A 16,088-nucleotide genomic window follows, 5' to 3' on the forward strand; every position below is an offset into this window, starting at 1 on the left:
ATTACCCCTGGCGAAAACGCTCGCCGGTCAATGCATCTCGAATTTCCGACGGATTCAGGCGACCACCGGTTTCGCCCCTGACCACAGGAAAATCATTACCGAACTGAGCCAAAACTTCTTGCGATGTGCGACAAGGAGGCAACCCCGTCAAATTGGCACTCGTTGAAACCAGCGGCTTACCAAAAGTCTGGCACAGTTCAACAACCAGCGGATGATCGGTGACACGGACAGCCAGAGAGTCAAAACGCCCGGTCAGCCAGCGTGGTGTGGTCGGTTGCGCCGGGAAAACAAAGGTGACCGGCCCAGGCCAGACAGCAAAAATGGTATCGCGCTGCGCCTGACTTAACATCGAATCATCAATATAGGGTCTGAGCTGTTCAAAGGTAGCCGCAATCAGAATCAGTCCTTTTTCGACCGGCCTCTGCTTAAGTTCTAATAAACGAGTAACGGCTATTTCACTGTCAGGATCGCATCCGACCCCAAACACAGCCTCTGTTGGATATGCGATGACTTCTTCATTCTTCAGTACGTCCACCGCATGCGCGATGGAACCTGATGGCAAATTATTATTCACAGGTTTGATCCGTCGGAACTGGCTTTCCACATTGTTTACTGGCACAAAAACGTTTAACGCCTTGCGCCGTTTTCTTCTCTATAAGTAGCGGATATTCGCAATGAGGGCATTTTCCCGCTACAGGCTTGAAATTGATAACGAACTGGCATTCAGGGTAGCGATCACAAGAATGGAAGGTCTTACCGAAACGAGAACGACGCTGTATCAACTGGCCTTGCTGGCACTGAGGACACGCTATCGCTGTTTCATCTGGTTTATCAATCTGCTCTGTGTGCCCACACTCGGGGTAATGGCTGCATCCTATAAACATGCCGAAACGCCCCTGGCGAAGCGCCAGGTCAGCTCCACAGGATGGGCAAGTTTGCCCCTCCAGAATTTTAACAATATGGCCGTCCGCCTGATTTTTCAGGGGACGGACATAATCACATTCCGGATAGTGTGAACAACCGAGAAACGGACCGTGTTTCCCGGACCGTATGATAAGTTTAGCCCCACACTGTGGGCAGGGCTCGTTATTTGGCACCGTAAATAGTGCTGATTTGGCCATAACAACTCTTGGGGCTGCATAAAGAATTAATGCAGCATACCTTCATTCACTTCAAAGAGTAATTCTTCCATTTGCTGATAGGCATTTTCACAGCCTGGAATATTAAACAGAACCATCAGGATCACCCATTTCAGATCTTCCAGTTCGAATTCTGCCGTATCCAGCGCCATGACGCGCTCTATCACCATTTCTCGGGTTTCGAGGTTTAGCACCTGAATCTGTTCCAGGAATAGGACAAATCCCCGGCAACTGGCATCCAGCCTTTCACACTCTTCAACTGTATAAATGCGTACAGACAGTGGATCTGAGGCAAGCTGCATCGGTTCGGCAAGGCCTTCCTGATAATCAGCCAGTTTCTCTAGCCACAACAACGCATTATAAATATCTTCCCGCTCAAAACCTGCATCGGTAAGATCCCGCGTCAGTCGATCCTGGTCCACGCGCATTTCAGCTTCGTTATGGATGTAAGTCTCAAACAAATACATCAGTACGTCGAACATGGCTTGCCCTCCTCAATCGGACATAGCCGCCGGGTACAGCTGCGATCCATCCTGCTAACTCCAGTTCCAGTAGCTGTGCTACCGTTGCTGGCACAGGTTGGCCGGCACGTTCAGCGACAACGTCAACAGGTGTTACCTCATCTCCTACGTTAGCCAGGAGCTCTGGAAATGGCAATGCCACCTCCTCCTGATCTGATGAATAAAGTGATATTTCAGGTTCGTCGGGTACCCAATGGAGTCCGTAACGCAAATTCTCAATAATTTCCTCTGCATTTGTGACTGGCGTCGCCCCTTGCTTAATGAGCCAGTGTGGTCCTTCACATCCAGGGTTTCCGACCGGTCCCGGCAAAGCAAAAATCTCTCGCCCTTGCTCAAGCGCGCTTCGGGCTGTCACAAGCGAACCACTTCTTATTGCCGCCTCAACAACAAAAACCCCCTGACTCAATCCGCTAATGATGCGATTACGACGCGGAAAGTTCCCCGGCCAGGGAGGCGTGGCGAGTGAAAATTCAGAAATGACCGCACCTCCAGCGTCGATAATTCTGTCCGCAAGATCAACATGGCGGCGGGGATAAATACTAAACAGGCCGTTACCCAGAACGGCAACGCTTATGCCCTGAACAGATAGCGTTGCACGATGGGCTATACCATCAATGCCACACGCCAGGCCGCTGGTAATAGTGAGTCCAGATTTTGCCAGATGTTCGCAAAAGCTTTTCCCCCACCGCTCTCCGTACCAGGAGGGGCTTCTGCTACCCACTACAGCCAACTGAAAGTGGTTAAGCGCATCAAGATTGCCTCTGACGAATAACGCACCAGGATAGTCTGGGATGGCGCGTAAAAGCGGCGGATAAAAGGGGCTTTCGGCTGAGATGAGGGACTGACCCGGTTGCTCGAGCCAGTTCAGTGAGCGAATAAGTTCTGATTCTGTCAGGCTCCAGAATTTGCTGGACTGCCTGTCAGTAAAGCCAGCCTCTTTCAGCGCAGCTTCATCGATATCCTGGCGCTGGGACAGATTTTGTGCAGCCATCAGCATGGCATCGCCGCATAAATCGCCCATGTTGATTAGACGTAACCATATCTCTGTTGAAGTCATCCTTTTCCCTGCCATAAGCAGCCTCAGCAATCTTTGCGATTGGTCAGCGATGCTGTCAATCAGAGGGGGATTTGTCTAGAATAGAGGTAATAATCTTTTCAACTCCTGAACACGGCTCTGGAAATTTATGGCAGTTTTGCAAGTGTTACACATCCCGGACGAGCGCCTTCGCATTGTTGCTGAACCGGTAAAAGAAGTGAATGCAGAAATTCAGCGTATCGTCGATGATATGTTCGATACGATGTATGCAGAAGAAGGCATTGGCCTCGCGGCCACGCAGGTGAATATCCACAAGCGTATCATCGTGATTGATGTTTCTGAAAATCGCGAAGAACGTCTAGTGTTGATCAATCCGGAGCTGCTTGAGAAAAGCGGCGAAACCGGCATCGAAGAAGGCTGTCTGTCGATTCCTGAACAGCGTGCATTAGTGCCACGCGCAGAGAAAGTGAAAATTCGCGCGCTTGACCGGGATGGTAAGCCGTTTGAACTGGAAGCAGACGATCTGCTCGCGATCTGTATTCAGCATGAGATGGACCATTTAGTCGGTAAGCTATTTATTGATTACCTCTCTCCGCTGAAACAGCAGCGTATTCGTCAGAAAGTAGAGAAACTGGATCGTATGCGTACTCGCGCATAACAGACCCCGGATACAAGGAATAACGTGTCTAGAAAGTTACGCATTATCTTCGCGGGAACACCTGACTTCGCAGCGCGTCATCTTGACGCGCTGTTATCATCTGGTCACCAGATTGTCGGCGTATTCACTCAACCTGACCGCCCTGCTGGTCGCGGCAAGAAATTGATGCCGAGTCCGGTCAAAGTTCTGGCGGAACAGCATGCTTTGCCCGTTTTTCAGCCGGTTTCCCTTCGGCCCCAGGATAATCAGCAGCTCGTCGCCGATCTGAATGCAGATGTCATGGTTGTTGTGGCTTATGGTTTAATTTTACCAAAAGCCGTTCTTGATATGCCTCGTCTCGGTTGCATCAATGTGCATGGTTCGCTGCTGCCGCGCTGGCGTGGTGCGGCCCCCATCCAGCGTTCACTGTGGGCTGGTGATAGCGAAACGGGTGTCACAATCATGCAGATGGATGTCGGACTTGATACGGGAAATATGCTGTATAAACTGGCATGCCCAATCACCGCAGAAGATACCAGCGCAACGCTTTACGACAAACTGGCAAACCTGGGTCCACAAGGGTTAATTGAGACGCTACAACAACTGGCCGATGGGACAACTCAGCCAGAAGTTCAGGATGAAGCGCTCGTTACCTATGCTGAAAAGCTCAGTAAAGAAGAGGCCCAAATCGACTGGACCCTCTCGGCAGCCCAGTTAGAACGGTGTATTCGCGCATTTAATCCCTGGCCTATGAGCTGGATAATGATCGACGATCAGCCCATCAAAGTCTGGAAGGCGTCCGTCATTGATAGAGCCTCATCTGAAGAACCGGGCACTATTATTGAAGCGAATAAACAAGGCATCCAGGTCACTACTGCAGAAGGCATTCTGAATCTCGAATCACTGCAACCCGCCGGTAAAAAAGCAATGAGCGCGCAGGACCTGCTGAATTCCCGTCGCGAGTGGTTTACGCCGGGCAAACGTCTTGCCTGAGTGCATTTAATCCTAAGGCCCGGAGTTTCCGGGCATTTTTATTTTTGCGGTTATGAAAAAACAAAATCTTCGCAGCATGGCAGCGCAAGCCATTGAAAAAGTGGTCGAACAGGGTCAATCACTAAGTAATATCCTGCCGCCGCTTCAACAGAAAGTTTCTGATAAAGACAAAGCCCTGCTTCAGGAACTTTGCTTTGGAGTATTGCGCACGCTGTCTCAGCAGGAATGGCTTATCAACAAGCTGATGTCCCGCCCAATGACGGGTAAACAGCGTACCATCCATTATTTGATTATGGTTGGGTTCTATCAGCTGCTACATACGCGGATTCCTCCTCACGCCGCGCTAGCCGAGACCGTAGAAGGTGCTGTTGCGATAAAACGCCCACAGCTTAAAGGCCTCATTAATGGCGTGTTACGTCAGTTCCAGCGCCAGCAGGAAGAACTCCTGACTGAGTTTGCCCAGTCTGATAAGCGTTTTCTGCACCCCGACTGGCTGCTGAAACGTCTGCAAAAAGTTTATCCTAAGCAATGGGAAGCCATTGTTGAAGCCAACAATCAGCGTCCTCCGATGTGGCTGCGTGTTAACCGCAATCATCATTCTCGCGATGAGTGGTTATCTCTGCTGGAACAAGCAGATATGAATGGTTTTACGCATGATAACTACCCGGATGCGGTACGCCTGGCTTCGCCAGCCCCGGTCCACGCCTTACCCGGTTTTGAACAAGGTTGGGTGACCGTTCAGGACGCCTCTGCGCAGGGATGTGTTACCTGGCTTGAGCCAAAAAATGGCGAACGTATTCTGGACCTTTGCGCTGCGCCCGGCGGGAAAACAACGCATATCCTTGAAGCCGCGCCGTTGGCCAACGTTCTGGCAGTCGATGTGGATGAACAGCGCCTGTCACGCGTTTACGACAACCTGAAACGCTTAGGAATGAAAGCCGAAGTCAAGCAGGGTGATGGACGTACGCCTGCACAATGGTGCGGTGACGAACAGTTTGATCGCATTTTGCTGGATGCCCCCTGCTCCGCAACCGGTGTCATCCGCCGCCATCCTGATATCAAATGGCTGCGTCGGGACCGGGATATTAACGAGCTGGCCCAGCTGCAGAGCGAAATTCTCGATGCTGTTTGGCCACATCTCAAGCCAGGTGGCACGCTGGTTTATGCGACCTGTTCAGTCCTTCCGGAAGAAAACTCCCGACAGGTTGCAGCCTTTTTGAAACGAACTCCTGATGCCGAGTTACATATGACCGGCTCACCTGACAATCCAGGCATACAAAACTTGCCGGGTGCGGAAGAAGGTGATGGCTTCTTTTACGCTAAGCTAATCAAAGCGTAATGCTGAAAACGGGTCGCAACTTATGAAGATAATCATTCTGGGTGCAGGACAGGTCGGCGGTACGCTGGCCGAAAACCTGGTGGGTGAAAACAACGATATCACTATCGTTGACACCAATGGCGATCGCTTACGCGGATTGCAGGATAAATTCGATCTACGTGTTGTCCAGGGGCATGGCTCGCATCCCCGCGTGCTTCGCGAAGCGGGGGCCGATGATGCCGATATGCTGGTTGCCGTGACCAGCTCAGATGAAACGAACATGGTGGCCTGTCAGGTTGCCTACTCGCTATTTAATACCCCTAATCGAATTGCACGTATCCGTTCTCCAGATTACGTCCGTGACGCAGACAAGTTGTTCAACTCTGAAGCAGTGCCCATCGATCACCTTATCGCGCCAGAACAACTGGTGATAGATAGCATCTACCGTTTGATCGAATATCCAGGCGCTTTGCAGGTTGTGAATTTTGCTGAAGGAAAAGTCAGTCTTGCTGTCGTGAAAGCCTATTACGGCGGCCCGCTAATCGGTAACGCATTGTCCACGATGCGCGAACATATGCCGCATATCGATACGCGTGTTGCAGCCATCTTTCGTCATGACCGACCAATTCGCCCGCAAGGTTCAACCATCGTGGAAGCCGGCGATGAGGTATTTTTTATCGCCGCCTCGCAGCACATTCGTGCCGTCATGAGTGAGTTGCAGCGCCTGGAAAAGCCTTACAAACGAATCATGCTCGTAGGCGGGGGGAATATCGGTGCGGGCCTGGCCCATCGTCTGGAAAAAGACTACAGCGTAAAGTTGATCGAACGCGATCAACAACGAGCGTCTGAGCTGGCGGAGAAGTTACAAAATACTATCGTATTCTATGGCGATGCATCGGATCAGGAGTTGCTGGCAGAGGAACATATCGATCAAGTTGATCTGTTTATTGCCGTCACCAATGACGATGAAGCGAACATTATGTCGGCCATGCTGGCTAAACGTATGGGCGCCAAAAAGGTGATGGTGCTTATTCAGCGTCGCGCCTATGTTGACCTTGTTCAGGGTAGCGTGATCGATATTGCTATTTCGCCGCAGCAGGCAACCATTTCAGCGCTGTTAAGCCATGTCCGTAAAGCGGACATCGTCGGTGTTTCTTCCCTTCGTCGTGGTGTTGCCGAAGCAATAGAAGCTGTTGCTCATGGAGATGAAACCACTTCACGCGTGGTTGGCCGTGCCATTGATGAGATCAAACTCCCACCCGGGACTATTATCGGAGCCGTCGTTCGCGGTAATGATGTCATGATTGCCAATGACAATTTACGCATCGAGCAGGGTGACCATGTCATTATGTTCCTTACCGATAAAAAGTTTATAACGGATGTCGAACGCCTATTCCAGCCAAGTCCTTTCTTCCTGTAGTGCTAAAAGGCGCTCATCTTGAGCGCCTTTTAATATTAACCATCTCTTTTATAATGATTAATTTTTCATAACGATTATTTATCCTCAATGGAAATTGGCTAATGATTTGTTAAACTTAGGATCGTCAGCTGGCTCAAGGAGAATAAAATGAGTGTGATTAAAGAATTTCGCGAATTTGCGATGCGCGGAAATGTAGTCGATTTGGCGGTGGGTGTGATTATTGGTGCGGCATTCGGCAAGATTGTTTCATCTCTGGTCGCCGATATCATTATGCCGCCGCTGGGTCTGTTAATCGGCGGGATTGATTTTAAACAGTTTGCAGTCACTCTCAGAGAAGCTCAGGGTGATATTCCGGCAGTCGTCATGCACTACGGCGTATTTATTCAGAACGTGTTCGACTTCGTCATCGTCGCGTTTGCAATCTTCATGGCGATCAAACTTATCAACAGACTGAATCGTAAAAAAGAAGAACCCGCAGCTGCTCCACCGGCACCATCAAAAGAAGAAGTCTTGCTCAGTGAAATTCGCGATCTGTTAAAAGAACAGAATAATCGTACTTAATCAGGCGCACAAAGTCAGAAGGCCAGTGGTAAAAAAGTGCTTCACTTTCTTGCCACTGGCCTCCCGGCTACTCCGATTCGCATGCTTTTCTTTACGTAGATAACTTCCTTTTCCTTTTTTATTCTTCTCAACTCGTTGTCTGAAAAGCGGGTCATGAAGTAATGCTTCGATCGCGTTATCTTTAATTTGCCCTTTAGTATGCTGATAGCGGCTCATTATATCTCCAGATATGTGTGTAACGTCGGCACGAGTTTAGGTCCGACCATTTTGAAAATCAACAGCCACGCTGTATTCCGCTAGCCCCTTGCTCCAGGGTTTCAAGGATAGAGCAATAGATGCTGCTATGAGCAGTGCCGCAACAGGCATCATTCAGACGCTGCAAGGAACGCTGCATGGATTGTAATTCTTCGATACGTGCTTGCACCTCATTCAGTCTTGCCTGAACAATGCTTTTTGACTCCTGACAGGTATGATGCGCCGGATCAATACGGATCGACAGCAGTTCTCGGATCGACTCCAGCGTAAAGCCAAGCTGTCTCGCATAGCGGATAAACTTCAGCCGTTGAAGATCCTTCTCGGTATAGAGACGAAATCCGCCTTCCGTTCGAATCTCATGATCCATCATCTGCTGCTTTTCATAGTAGCGGATGGTATCAGGCGTTACGTCTGCCAGCTTCGCCAGTTCACCGATGCGATACATTGCTAATCCTCGTTAATTTTATTCAATAGCTGCTGAGAGTATTGGCCATGCAAGAATTCAGTATTCACCCCAGCCTGTTGCAACTTTAACTCCATCATCGCAAGTTTAGCGCGGAGTTCATCTGCTCTGTGATCATCATGATCAATACTCTTGAGCAAGTGGGTCAGTTCCAGAGCATTCCTTCGATAAATCAACTCTGGTGGAAGATTGCCGGAATTTTTAAGCAATCGGTAAGCAGCACGTAACTCCGTTGGAACATGTGAATCATCATCCAGGATCAGCAGTTCACCACTGCCAGAAAGATGATCAAATTCGCCATTGCGTTGAGCTTCGAGAATATGACGTTCTGCCCATTGGTCAAGTAGCCACATAGTGGAAATCCAGACGTAATGAGAGTTAACAAGAACAGTGTAGATAAGTGAGGGTTTAGAGGATATAAAAAAACCCGCCGAAGCGGGTTCTTTTACGTTACTACAGATTACTCTGCAGCAGCTTCTGCTTTCGACTCAGAACGATCAACCAGCTCGATGTAAGCCATCGGAGCGTTGTCGCCTGCGCGGAAGCCACACTTCAGAATACGAGTGTAACCACCTGCACGGCTCGCGAAACGCGGGCCCAGTTCGTTAAACAGTTTTGCCACGATCTCGTTATCACGAGTGCGGGCGAATGCCAGACGACGATTAGCAACGCTGTCAGTCTTGGCAAGAGTAATCAGCGGCTCAACTACGCGACGCAGCTCTTTCGCTTTAGGCAGGGTCGTCTTGATGATCTCATGACGAACCAGTGAACCTGCCATGTTGCGGAACATAGCCTGGCGATGGCTGCTGTTGCGGTTCAGTTGACGACCACTCTTACGATGGCGCATGACCTTATCCTTCTCAGTAAAACCTTAACCTGTGATCCGGTTACTCGTCAGCAATGCTTGCCGGTGGCCAGTTTTCCAGGCGCATGCCCAGAGACAGACCACGTGAAGCCAGCACGTCTTTAATCTCAGTAAGAGATTTTTTACCCAGGTTCGGCGTTTTCAGCAACTCAACCTCGGTACGCTGTACCAGATCACCGATATAGTGGATAGCTTCTGCCTTAAGGCAGTTAGCAGAGCGGACAGTCAATTCCAGATCGTCAACAGGGCGCAGCAGGATCGGATCGAACTCTGGTTTCTCTTCTTTAACTTCCGGCTGACGCACATCACGTAGGTCAACGAAAGCTTCAAGTTGTTCTGCCAGAATGGTTGCCGCACGACGAATCGCCTCTTCAGGATCGATTGTGCCGTTGGTTTCCATTTCGATGACCAGCTTGTCCAGGTCGGTACGCTGTTCTACACGCGCTGCTTCAACATTGTAGGCAATACGCTCTACAGGGCTATAGCATGCGTCGACCAGCAGACGGCCGATTGGGCGCTCATCTTCTTCCGAATGAATTCGGGCAGAAGCCGGCACATAACCACGACCGCGCTGAACTTTGATACGCATGCTAATAGCTGCGTTCTCATCGGTCAGGTGGCAGATCACGTGCTGCGGCTTGACGATTTCGACATCACCGTCGTGGGTAATGTCGGCTGCAGTCACAGGGCCAATGCCAGATTTATTCAGAGTAAGAATAACTTCATCTTTACCCTGAACTCTCACCGCCAGCCCTTTCAGGTTGAGCAGGATTTCAAGGATATCTTCCTGAACGCCTTCTTTGGTGCTGTACTCATGAAGTACACCATCAATCTCAACCTCGGTCACCGCGCAACCCGGCATCGATGAGAGCAGAATACGGCGCAGTGCGTTACCCAGAGTATGGCCAAAGCCACGCTCTAAAGGCTCAAGGGTCACCTTGGCGTGCGTCGAACTCACTTGCTCGATATCTACCAGGCGCGGTTTTAGAAACTCTGTCACAGAACCCTGCATTGTGTCCTCTCTTTGGTACTAAGCTTTACTTGGAGTAAAGCTCGACGATCAGGTGTTCGTTAATGTCCGCAGACAGATCAGAACGTTCCGGCTGACGCTTGAACGTGCCTTCCATCTTGCCAGCATCAACTTCCAGCCAGGTTGGCTTTTCACGCTGCTCAGCCAGCTCCAGAGCGGCTTTCACGCGAGATTGCTTTTTCGCTTTCTCACGAATGCTAACAACGTCATTCGCTTTAACCTGATAAGAAGCGATGTTAACAACACGACCGTTTACCATGATTGCTTTGTGGCTAACCAGTTGGCGTGATTCAGCACGAGTAGCGCCGAAGCCCATACGGTAAACAACGTTGTCCAGACGACCTTCCAGCAGAGCTAACAGGTTTTCACCAGTGTTGCCTTTCAGACGTGCTGCTTCTTTATAGTAGTTACGGAACTGACGCTCCAGCACACCGTAGGTACGGCGAACTTTTTGCTTTTCACGCAACTGCACACCATAGTCAGACAGACGCGGTTTACGCGCACCGTGCTGGCCAGGAGCTTGTTCAATTTTACACTTGGTATCGATCGCGCGAACGCCAGACTTAAGGAATAAGTCGGTGCCCTCACGACGGCTCAGCTTGAGCTTAGGACCCAAATATCTTGCCATTTTCTATCTCCAACAATCCTAGAAAACGTAAGCGTTATACGCGACGTTTTTTCGGCGGACGACAACCGTTATGAGGGATCGGAGTCACATCAGTAATATTAGTGATGCGGAAACCAGCGGCGTTCAGAGCACGAACAGTTGATTCGCGACCCGGACCCGGACCTTTAACCATAACTTCCAGATTCTTGATGCCGTATTCTTTTACGGCTTCTGCACAACGCTCTGCTGCAACCTGAGCTGCGAACGGAGTAGATTTGCGAGAACCACGGAAACCGGAACCACCGGCTGTTGCCCAACCCAATGCGTTACCCTGACGATCAGTAATAGTAACGATGGTGTTGTTAAAAGAAGCATGGATATGAGCCACGCCGTCAGAGACTTGTTTTCTTACACGTTTACGTGCACGAATTGGTGCCTTTGCCATTATTCAATCACCCCGATTATTTCTTGATCGGTTTGCGCGGACCCTTACGGGTACGTGCGTTGGTCTTGGTACGCTGACCGCGAACCGGGAGACCACGACGATGACGCAAACCGCGATAGCAACCAAGGTCCATAAGGCGCTTGATGCTCATGCTAACTTCACGGCGCAGATCACCTTCAACGACAAATTTGGCAACTTCGTCACGCAGCGTGTCGATTTGTTCTTCAGACAGCTCACTGATCTTAACATCTTCAGCGATACCCGCTGCAGCCAGAATGGCTTTGGAACGGGTCTTGCCGACGCCGTAGATCGAAGTTAATGCGATCACAGCATGTTTCTGATCAGGAATGTTAATGCCTGCTATACGGGCCACTATGCACTCCTACTATTTAATATGTACGCACCATGCTGAAAAGCCCGTTTTCAGGATACTCAAATGGATACATACAGACATACAAAAGATTGGCTGGCTAATCTAGCCAGCTCAACCCAACTTTGCAAGAAAAATATGCGAAATAATCAGCCTTGACGCTGTTTATGCTTCGGCTCGGCACTGCAAATCACGCGGATGACGCCATCACGCTTAACGATTTTGCAGTTACGGCATAATTTCTTGACGGAAGCACGAACTTTCATTTTTACTCTCCGTAACTTCTCGGGCGACCAATTAACGGCCGTAGCCTTTCAGGTTCGCCTTCTTCAAGGCAGACTCATACTGACTTGACATCATCAGAGTTTGCACTTGAGCCATAAAGTCCATAATCACGACAACAACGATAAGCAGTGAGGTCCCACCGAAGTAGAACGGTACTTTCATTGCATCACGCATGAACTCCGGGATCAGGCAGATAAAAGTAATATACAGCGCACCAACCAAAGTCAGACGAGTCATTACTTTATCGATATACTTCGCCGTTTGCTCTCCCGGACGAATTCCTGGTACAAATGCACCGGACTTCTTCAGGTTATCTGCTGTTTCACGTGGGTTGAAGACCAACGCCGTATAGAAGAAACAGAAGAAGATGATTGCAGACGCATAGAGTAACACATAAAGCGGTTGCCCAGGCTGCAAATACAGCGAAATTGTTGTCAGCCAGTTCCAACCCGTTCCGCCCCCGAACCATGACGCGATGGTCGCAGGGAACAGAATGATACTGGAAGCGAAGATTGCCGGGATTACCCCCGCCATATTCACTTTCAGCGGTAAATGTGTGCTCTGTGCAGCATAGACACGACGACCTTGCTGACGTTTAGCATAGTTCACCACAATGCGGCGTTGACCACGTTCAACGAATACAACAAAGAAGGTCACTGCAAATACTAATACTGCAACCAACAGCAACAGGAGGAAGTGCAGGTCGCCTTGACGCGCTTGCTCGATCGTATGGGCAATGGCTGGCGGGAGTCCCGCAACGATACCAGCGAAGATAATGATTGAGATACCGTTGCCGATACCTCGTTCAGTAATCTGTTCGCCGAGCCACATCAGGAACATCGTTCCTGTGACCAGACTTACAACAGCGGTGAAATAGAATGCAAAGCCTGGATTAATTACCAGACCTTGCATACCAGGCATATTCGGTAAACCGGTAGCAATACCGATTGACTGGAATATTGCCAGCACCAGAGTGCCGTAACGGGTGTACTGGCTGATCTTACGACGACCAGACTCCCCTTCTTTCTTCAACTCTGCCAGAGCCGGATGAACGACTGTTAACAGTTGGATAATAATCGATGCCGAAATATACGGCATGATACCCAGTGCAAAGATAGAAGCACGGCTGAGAGCACCACCAGAGAACATGTTAAACATTTCAATGATGGTGCCTCGCTGTTGCTCAAGCAGTTTGGCAAGTACAGCGGCATCGATACCAGGGATCGGAATAAAAGAACCAATACGGAAAACGATCAGCGCACCAACAACAAACAAAAGTCTGCGTTTCAGTTCGCCAAATCCACCCTTGGCACTTTGAAAATCTAATCCCGGTTGCTTAGCCATCTGCTACTTATTCCTCAATTTTACCGCCAGCAGCTTCGATAGCAGCACGAGCGCCTTTAGAAACACGCAGGCCGCGAACAGTTACCGGAGTAGAAACTTCACCAGCCAGGATCACTTTCGCGAACTCGATCTGGATACCGATAATGTTTGCTGCTTTCAGCGTGTTCAGGTCTACAACGCCGCCTTCAACTTTCGCCAGGTCAGACAGACGAATTTCGGCTGTGATCGCTGCTTTGCGAGAAGTGAAGCCAAATTTTGGCAGACGACGGTACAGTGGCATCTGGCCACCCTCGAAACCGCGACGTACGCCACCGCCAGAACGAGAGTTCTGACCTTTGTGACCACGACCACCGGTTTTACCGAGGCCAGAACCGATACCACGACCAAGGCGTTTACCCGCCTTTTTAGAGCCTTCGGCTGGAGACAGAGTATTTAAACGCATCTCTTACTCCTCAACTTTAACCATGAAGTAAACCGCGTTGACCATACCACGTACAGCGGGAGTATCCTCACGCTCAACGGTATGACCAATACGACGCAGACCCAGGCCAAGCAGCGTTGCCTTGTGTTTCGGCAGACGACCGATTGCACTGCGGGTTTGAGTGATTTTAATAGTCTTTGCCATGGTCAATTACCCCAGAATTTCTTCAACGGATTTACCACGCTTGGCAGCGACCATTTCTGGAGAATTCATATTTTCCAGGCCATCAATAGTTGCACGAACCACGTTTATCGGGTTGGTGGAACCATATGCTTTAGCCAGAACGTTATGAACTCCAGCGACTTCAAGAACGGCGCGCATTGCACCACCGGCGATGATACCGGTACCTTCTGAAGCCGGCTGCATGAAGACACGAGAACCCGTGTGAACACCTTTAACTGGGTGTTGCAGGGTGCCGTGGTTCAGCGCGACGTTAATCATATTGCGACGGGCTTTTTCCATCGCTTTCTGGATCGCTGCTGGAACTTCACGCGCTTTACCGTAACCAAAACCAACGCGACCGTTACCATCGCCAACAACAGTCAGAGCTGTGAAGGAGAAAATACGACCACCTTTAACGGTTTTAGATACGCGGTTAACCGCGATCAGCTTTTCCTGCAGTTCGCCAGCTTGTTTTTCGATGTGAGCCATCTTACACCTCTACCTTAGAACTGAAGGCCAGCTTCACGGGCAGCATCTGCCAGTGCCTGGACACGACCATGATATTGGAACCCGGAACGGTCAAAGGACACGTCTTTGATGCCTTTTTCCAGAGCGCGTTCAGCAACAGCTTTACCAACAGCTGCAGCAGCGTCTTTGTTACCGGTGTACTTCAATTGTTCAGCAATAGCTTTTTCTACAGTAGAAGCAGCTACCAGAACTTCAGAACCGTTTGGTGCAATGACCTGTGCGTAAATATGACGCGGGGTACGATGTACCACCAGGCGAGTTGCACCCAGCTCTTTGAGCTTGCGGCGTGCGCGGGTCGCACGACGGATACGAGCAGATTTCTTATCCATAGTGTTACCTTACTTCTTCTTAGCCTCTTTGGTACGCACGACTTCGTCGGCGTAACGAACACCCTTGCCTTTATAAGGCTCAGGACGACGGTAGGCGCGCAGATCTGCTGCAACCTGACCGATCAGCTGTTTATCAGCGCCTTTCAGCACGATCTCAGTCTGAGACGGACATTCTGCAGTGATACCGGCTGGCAGCTGATGCTCAACAGGGTGTGAGAAGCCCAGAGACAGGCCTACTGCATTCCCTTTGATCGCTGCACGGTAACCTACACCAACCAGTTGAAGCTTTTTAGTGAAGCCTTCGGTAACACCAACAACCATTGAGTTCAGCAGGGCACGCGCGGTACCAGCCTGAGCCCATCCATCCACGAAACCATCACGTGGACCGAAGGTCAGAGCATTATCTGCATGTTTAACTTCAACAGCATTGTTGAGAGTACGAGTCAGCTCGCCGTTTTTACCTTTGATCGTAATAACCTGACCGTCGATTTTTACATCAACGCCGGCAGGAACAACGACCGGTGCTTTAGCAACACGAGACATTCTTTCCTCCGATTAGGCTACGTAGCAGATAATTTCGCCACCAAGACCAGCTTGGCGCGCTGCACGATCAGTCATAACACCTTTAGAGGTAGAAACAACTGCGATACCCAGACCAGCCATAACTTTTGGCAGCTCATCTTTTTTCTTATAGATGCGCAGGCCTGGGCGGCTGACACGCTGAATGCTTTCTACAACAGCTTTACCCTGGAAATACTTAAGAGTAAGTTCCAGTTCCGGCTTGGTGTCGCCTTCAACTTTAAAATCTTCGATAAAACCTTCTTCCTTCAGCACGTTGGCAATTGCCACTTTCAGCTTGGCGGAAGGCATGGTGACCGCAACTTTGTTCGCGGCCTGACCGTTACGGATACGGGTCAGCATATCCGCGATCGGATCTTGCATGCTCATCTGTCTTTACTCCCGTGATTCAATTGGTGACAATTACCAGCTAGCCTTTTTCAGACCCGGGATTTCACCGCGCATAGCGGCTTCACGGACCTTAATACGGCTCAACCCGAACTTCCGCAGGAAAGCGTGCGGACGACCAGTTTGACGACAGCGGTTACGCTGACGAGACGGGCTGGAATCACGCGGCAGAGACTGCAGCTTCAGAACTGCGTTCCAACGATCTTCGTCGGAAGCGTTCACATCAGAAATGATCGCTTTCAGTTCAGCGCGTTTAGCGAAGAATTTATCAGCTAAAGCTACGCGCTTTACTTCGCGTGCTTTCATTGATTGCTTAGCCATTCAGTAACCCTA

General features: G+C 50.0%; 26 protein-coding genes. 5 read left to right on the forward strand and 21 right to left on the reverse strand.

Going from position 1 to position 16,088, the window contains the following annotated elements; translation table 11 throughout:
• Position 1: 1 nt before the first annotated feature.
• Genes tsaC through dprA form a run of 4 tightly spaced genes read right to left on the reverse strand, consistent with a single transcriptional unit; the run spans position 2 to position 2,717 of the window.
• Positions 2–574, reverse strand: coding sequence for an L-threonylcarbamoyladenylate synthase type 1 TsaC (gene tsaC, locus SOM82_RS18725; RefSeq protein WP_320461712.1), 573 nt, complete (start codon positions 572–574; stop codon positions 2–4).
• On the reverse strand, positions 567–1,121 hold the full coding sequence (locus tag SOM82_RS18730; protein WP_320461711.1) for a DNA topoisomerase family protein: 555 nt from the start codon (positions 1,119–1,121) through the stop codon (positions 567–569). Before SOM82_RS18730 ends, tsaC begins: the two co-directional genes overlap by 8 nt.
• 26 nt (positions 1,122–1,147) lie before the next feature.
• Positions 1,148–1,621, reverse strand: coding sequence for a DUF494 family protein Smg (gene smg, locus SOM82_RS18735; protein ID WP_154129124.1), 474 nt, complete (start codon positions 1,619–1,621; stop codon positions 1,148–1,150).
• Positions 1,593–2,717 carry a DNA-protecting protein DprA gene (gene dprA / locus SOM82_RS18740; protein ID WP_320461710.1) on the reverse strand — a complete coding sequence of 375 codons (1,125 nt, stop codon included), beginning with the start codon at positions 2,715–2,717 and terminating at the stop codon, positions 1,593–1,595. The genes smg and dprA overlap by 29 nt, the downstream gene beginning before the upstream one ends.
• 127 nt (positions 2,718–2,844) lie before the next feature.
• On the opposite strand from dprA, the gene def reads away from it, so the two are divergent.
• From def to mscL, 5 genes are all read left to right on the forward strand, one after another.
• Positions 2,845–3,354: a peptide deformylase gene (def, locus tag SOM82_RS18745; RefSeq protein ID WP_154129126.1), complete on the forward strand. Its 510-nt coding sequence runs from the start codon at positions 2,845–2,847 to the stop codon at positions 3,352–3,354.
• Between the two features lie 24 nt (positions 3,355–3,378).
• Complete coding sequence (gene fmt / locus SOM82_RS18750; protein ID WP_320461709.1) at positions 3,379–4,326, forward strand: methionyl-tRNA formyltransferase; 948 nt, start codon at positions 3,379–3,381, stop codon at positions 4,324–4,326.
• Positions 4,327–4,378: 52 nt separating this feature from the next.
• Positions 4,379–5,665, forward strand: coding sequence for a 16S rRNA (cytosine(967)-C(5))-methyltransferase RsmB (gene rsmB, locus SOM82_RS18755; protein ID WP_320461708.1), 1,287 nt, complete (start codon positions 4,379–4,381; stop codon positions 5,663–5,665).
• Between the two features lie 22 nt (positions 5,666–5,687).
• A complete protein-coding gene (trkA, locus tag SOM82_RS18760) occupies positions 5,688–7,064 on the forward strand; it encodes a Trk system potassium transporter TrkA (protein WP_154129128.1) in 1,377 nt (458 codons plus the stop codon).
• Between the two features lie 147 nt (positions 7,065–7,211).
• The gene (mscL, locus tag SOM82_RS18765; RefSeq protein ID WP_154129129.1) at positions 7,212–7,625 is read left to right on the forward strand and encodes a large-conductance mechanosensitive channel protein MscL; all 414 of its coding nucleotides are present in this window, start codon (positions 7,212–7,214) and stop codon (positions 7,623–7,625) included.
• On the opposite strand, the gene SOM82_RS18770 is transcribed toward mscL, so the two are convergent.
• From SOM82_RS18770 to rpsN, 17 genes are all read right to left on the reverse strand, one after another.
• Complete coding sequence (locus SOM82_RS18770) at positions 7,626–7,841, reverse strand: alternative ribosome-rescue factor A (protein ID WP_320461707.1); 216 nt, start codon at positions 7,839–7,841, stop codon at positions 7,626–7,628.
• Positions 7,842–7,899: 58 nt separating this feature from the next.
• Positions 7,900–8,325: a Zn(2+)-responsive transcriptional regulator gene (gene zntR, locus SOM82_RS18775; protein ID WP_154129131.1), complete on the reverse strand. Its 426-nt coding sequence runs from the start codon at positions 8,323–8,325 to the stop codon at positions 7,900–7,902.
• A gap of 2 nt (positions 8,326–8,327) precedes the next feature.
• A complete protein-coding gene (locus SOM82_RS18780; protein ID WP_320461706.1) occupies positions 8,328–8,696 on the reverse strand; it encodes a DnaJ family domain-containing protein in 369 nt (122 codons plus the stop codon).
• Between the two features lie 107 nt (positions 8,697–8,803).
• On the reverse strand, positions 8,804–9,190 hold the full coding sequence (gene rplQ, locus SOM82_RS18785) for a 50S ribosomal protein L17 (protein ID WP_001216372.1): 387 nt from the start codon (positions 9,188–9,190) through the stop codon (positions 8,804–8,806).
• A gap of 40 nt (positions 9,191–9,230) precedes the next feature.
• On the reverse strand, positions 9,231–10,220 hold the full coding sequence (locus SOM82_RS18790; RefSeq protein ID WP_002919219.1) for a DNA-directed RNA polymerase subunit alpha: 990 nt from the start codon (positions 10,218–10,220) through the stop codon (positions 9,231–9,233).
• 25 nt (positions 10,221–10,245) lie between these two features.
• Complete coding sequence (gene rpsD, locus SOM82_RS18795; RefSeq protein ID WP_042717062.1) at positions 10,246–10,866, reverse strand: 30S ribosomal protein S4; 621 nt, start codon at positions 10,864–10,866, stop codon at positions 10,246–10,248.
• Positions 10,867–10,900: 34 nt separating this feature from the next.
• Complete coding sequence (gene rpsK / locus SOM82_RS18800) at positions 10,901–11,290, reverse strand: 30S ribosomal protein S11 (protein WP_003031137.1); 390 nt, start codon at positions 11,288–11,290, stop codon at positions 10,901–10,903.
• Between the two features lie 16 nt (positions 11,291–11,306).
• Entirely contained in the window at positions 11,307–11,663 is a 357-nt protein-coding gene (rpsM, locus tag SOM82_RS18805) for a 30S ribosomal protein S13 (RefSeq protein WP_003031135.1), read from the reverse strand.
• A 146-nt stretch (positions 11,664–11,809) separates the two neighbouring features.
• Positions 11,810–11,926, reverse strand: coding sequence for a 50S ribosomal protein L36 (rpmJ, locus tag SOM82_RS18810; protein WP_000868187.1), 117 nt, complete (start codon positions 11,924–11,926; stop codon positions 11,810–11,812).
• 31 nt (positions 11,927–11,957) lie between these two features.
• Complete coding sequence (gene secY / locus SOM82_RS18815; protein ID WP_064327680.1) at positions 11,958–13,289, reverse strand: preprotein translocase subunit SecY; 1,332 nt, start codon at positions 13,287–13,289, stop codon at positions 11,958–11,960.
• Between the two features lie 7 nt (positions 13,290–13,296).
• Entirely contained in the window at positions 13,297–13,731 is a 435-nt protein-coding gene (gene rplO / locus SOM82_RS18820) for a 50S ribosomal protein L15 (protein WP_064327681.1), read from the reverse strand.
• 3 nt (positions 13,732–13,734) lie between these two features.
• On the reverse strand, positions 13,735–13,914 hold the full coding sequence (rpmD, locus tag SOM82_RS18825) for a 50S ribosomal protein L30 (RefSeq protein ID WP_003863301.1): 180 nt from the start codon (positions 13,912–13,914) through the stop codon (positions 13,735–13,737).
• 6 nt (positions 13,915–13,920) lie between these two features.
• A complete protein-coding gene (gene rpsE, locus SOM82_RS18830; RefSeq protein WP_002438697.1) occupies positions 13,921–14,421 on the reverse strand; it encodes a 30S ribosomal protein S5 in 501 nt (166 codons plus the stop codon).
• 14 nt (positions 14,422–14,435) lie between these two features.
• On the reverse strand, positions 14,436–14,789 hold the full coding sequence (gene rplR / locus SOM82_RS18835; RefSeq protein ID WP_000358956.1) for a 50S ribosomal protein L18: 354 nt from the start codon (positions 14,787–14,789) through the stop codon (positions 14,436–14,438).
• Between the two features lie 9 nt (positions 14,790–14,798).
• Positions 14,799–15,332 (reverse strand): 50S ribosomal protein L6, encoded by a 534-nt coding sequence (gene rplF, locus SOM82_RS18840; RefSeq protein ID WP_154129133.1) that lies wholly within the window; start codon positions 15,330–15,332, stop codon positions 14,799–14,801.
• A 12-nt stretch (positions 15,333–15,344) separates the two neighbouring features.
• Positions 15,345–15,737, reverse strand: a complete 393-nt coding sequence (rpsH, locus tag SOM82_RS18845; RefSeq protein ID WP_006178918.1) for a 30S ribosomal protein S8 — start codon at positions 15,735–15,737, stop codon at positions 15,345–15,347.
• A gap of 33 nt (positions 15,738–15,770) precedes the next feature.
• On the reverse strand, positions 15,771–16,076 hold the full coding sequence (gene rpsN, locus SOM82_RS18850) for a 30S ribosomal protein S14 (protein ID WP_015960709.1): 306 nt from the start codon (positions 16,074–16,076) through the stop codon (positions 15,771–15,773).
• Positions 16,077–16,088: the final 12 nt, after the last annotated feature.

Source organism: Lelliottia sp. CFBP8978, assembly GCF_034046055.2.
Taxonomy (GTDB): Bacteria; Pseudomonadota; Gammaproteobacteria; order Enterobacterales; family Enterobacteriaceae; genus Enterobacter.

Excerpts from the sequence above, each read along its gene's own strand:
- SOM82_RS18730 (WP_320461711.1), bottom strand. The coding sequence starts at position 1,121 with ATGGCCAAATCAGCACTATTTACGGTGCCAAATAACGAGCCCTGCCCA.
- smg (WP_154129124.1), bottom strand. The coding sequence starts at position 1,621 with ATGTTCGACGTACTGATGTATTTGTTTGAGACTTACATCCATAACGAA.
- dprA (WP_320461710.1), bottom strand. The coding sequence starts at position 2,717 with ATGACTTCAACAGAGATATGGTTACGTCTAATCAACATGGGCGATTTA.
- def (WP_154129126.1), top strand. The coding sequence starts at position 2,845 with ATGGCAGTTTTGCAAGTGTTACACATCCCGGACGAGCGCCTTCGCATT.
- rsmB (WP_320461708.1), top strand. The coding sequence starts at position 4,379 with ATGAAAAAACAAAATCTTCGCAGCATGGCAGCGCAAGCCATTGAAAAA.
- trkA (WP_154129128.1), top strand. The coding sequence starts at position 5,688 with ATGAAGATAATCATTCTGGGTGCAGGACAGGTCGGCGGTACGCTGGCC.
- mscL (WP_154129129.1), top strand. The coding sequence starts at position 7,212 with ATGAGTGTGATTAAAGAATTTCGCGAATTTGCGATGCGCGGAAATGTA.
- SOM82_RS18770 (WP_320461707.1), bottom strand. The coding sequence starts at position 7,841 with ATGAGCCGCTATCAGCATACTAAAGGGCAAATTAAAGATAACGCGATC.
- zntR (WP_154129131.1), bottom strand. The coding sequence starts at position 8,325 with ATGTATCGCATCGGTGAACTGGCGAAGCTGGCAGACGTAACGCCTGAT.
- SOM82_RS18780 (WP_320461706.1), bottom strand. The coding sequence starts at position 8,696 with ATGTGGCTACTTGACCAATGGGCAGAACGTCATATTCTCGAAGCTCAA.
- rplQ (WP_001216372.1), bottom strand. The coding sequence starts at position 9,190 with ATGCGCCATCGTAAGAGTGGTCGTCAACTGAACCGCAACAGCAGCCAT.
- SOM82_RS18790 (WP_002919219.1), bottom strand. The coding sequence starts at position 10,220 with ATGCAGGGTTCTGTGACAGAGTTTCTAAAACCGCGCCTGGTAGATATC.
- rpsD (WP_042717062.1), bottom strand. The coding sequence starts at position 10,866 with ATGGCAAGATATTTGGGTCCTAAGCTCAAGCTGAGCCGTCGTGAGGGC.
- rpsK (WP_003031137.1), bottom strand. The coding sequence starts at position 11,290 with ATGGCAAAGGCACCAATTCGTGCACGTAAACGTGTAAGAAAACAAGTC.
- rpmJ (WP_000868187.1), bottom strand. The coding sequence starts at position 11,926 with ATGAAAGTTCGTGCTTCCGTCAAGAAATTATGCCGTAACTGCAAAATC.
- secY (WP_064327680.1), bottom strand. The coding sequence starts at position 13,289 with ATGGCTAAGCAACCGGGATTAGATTTTCAAAGTGCCAAGGGTGGATTT.
- rplO (WP_064327681.1), bottom strand. The coding sequence starts at position 13,731 with ATGCGTTTAAATACTCTGTCTCCAGCCGAAGGCTCTAAAAAGGCGGGT.
- rpmD (WP_003863301.1), bottom strand. The coding sequence starts at position 13,914 with ATGGCAAAGACTATTAAAATCACTCAAACCCGCAGTGCAATCGGTCGT.
- rpsE (WP_002438697.1), bottom strand. The coding sequence starts at position 14,421 with ATGGCTCACATCGAAAAACAAGCTGGCGAACTGCAGGAAAAGCTGATC.
- rplR (WP_000358956.1), bottom strand. The coding sequence starts at position 14,789 with ATGGATAAGAAATCTGCTCGTATCCGTCGTGCGACCCGCGCACGCCGC.
- rplF (WP_154129133.1), bottom strand. The coding sequence starts at position 15,332 with ATGTCTCGTGTTGCTAAAGCACCGGTCGTTGTTCCTGCCGGCGTTGAT.
- rpsH (WP_006178918.1), bottom strand. The coding sequence starts at position 15,737 with ATGAGCATGCAAGATCCGATCGCGGATATGCTGACCCGTATCCGTAAC.
- rpsN (WP_015960709.1), bottom strand. The coding sequence starts at position 16,076 with ATGGCTAAGCAATCAATGAAAGCACGCGAAGTAAAGCGCGTAGCTTTA.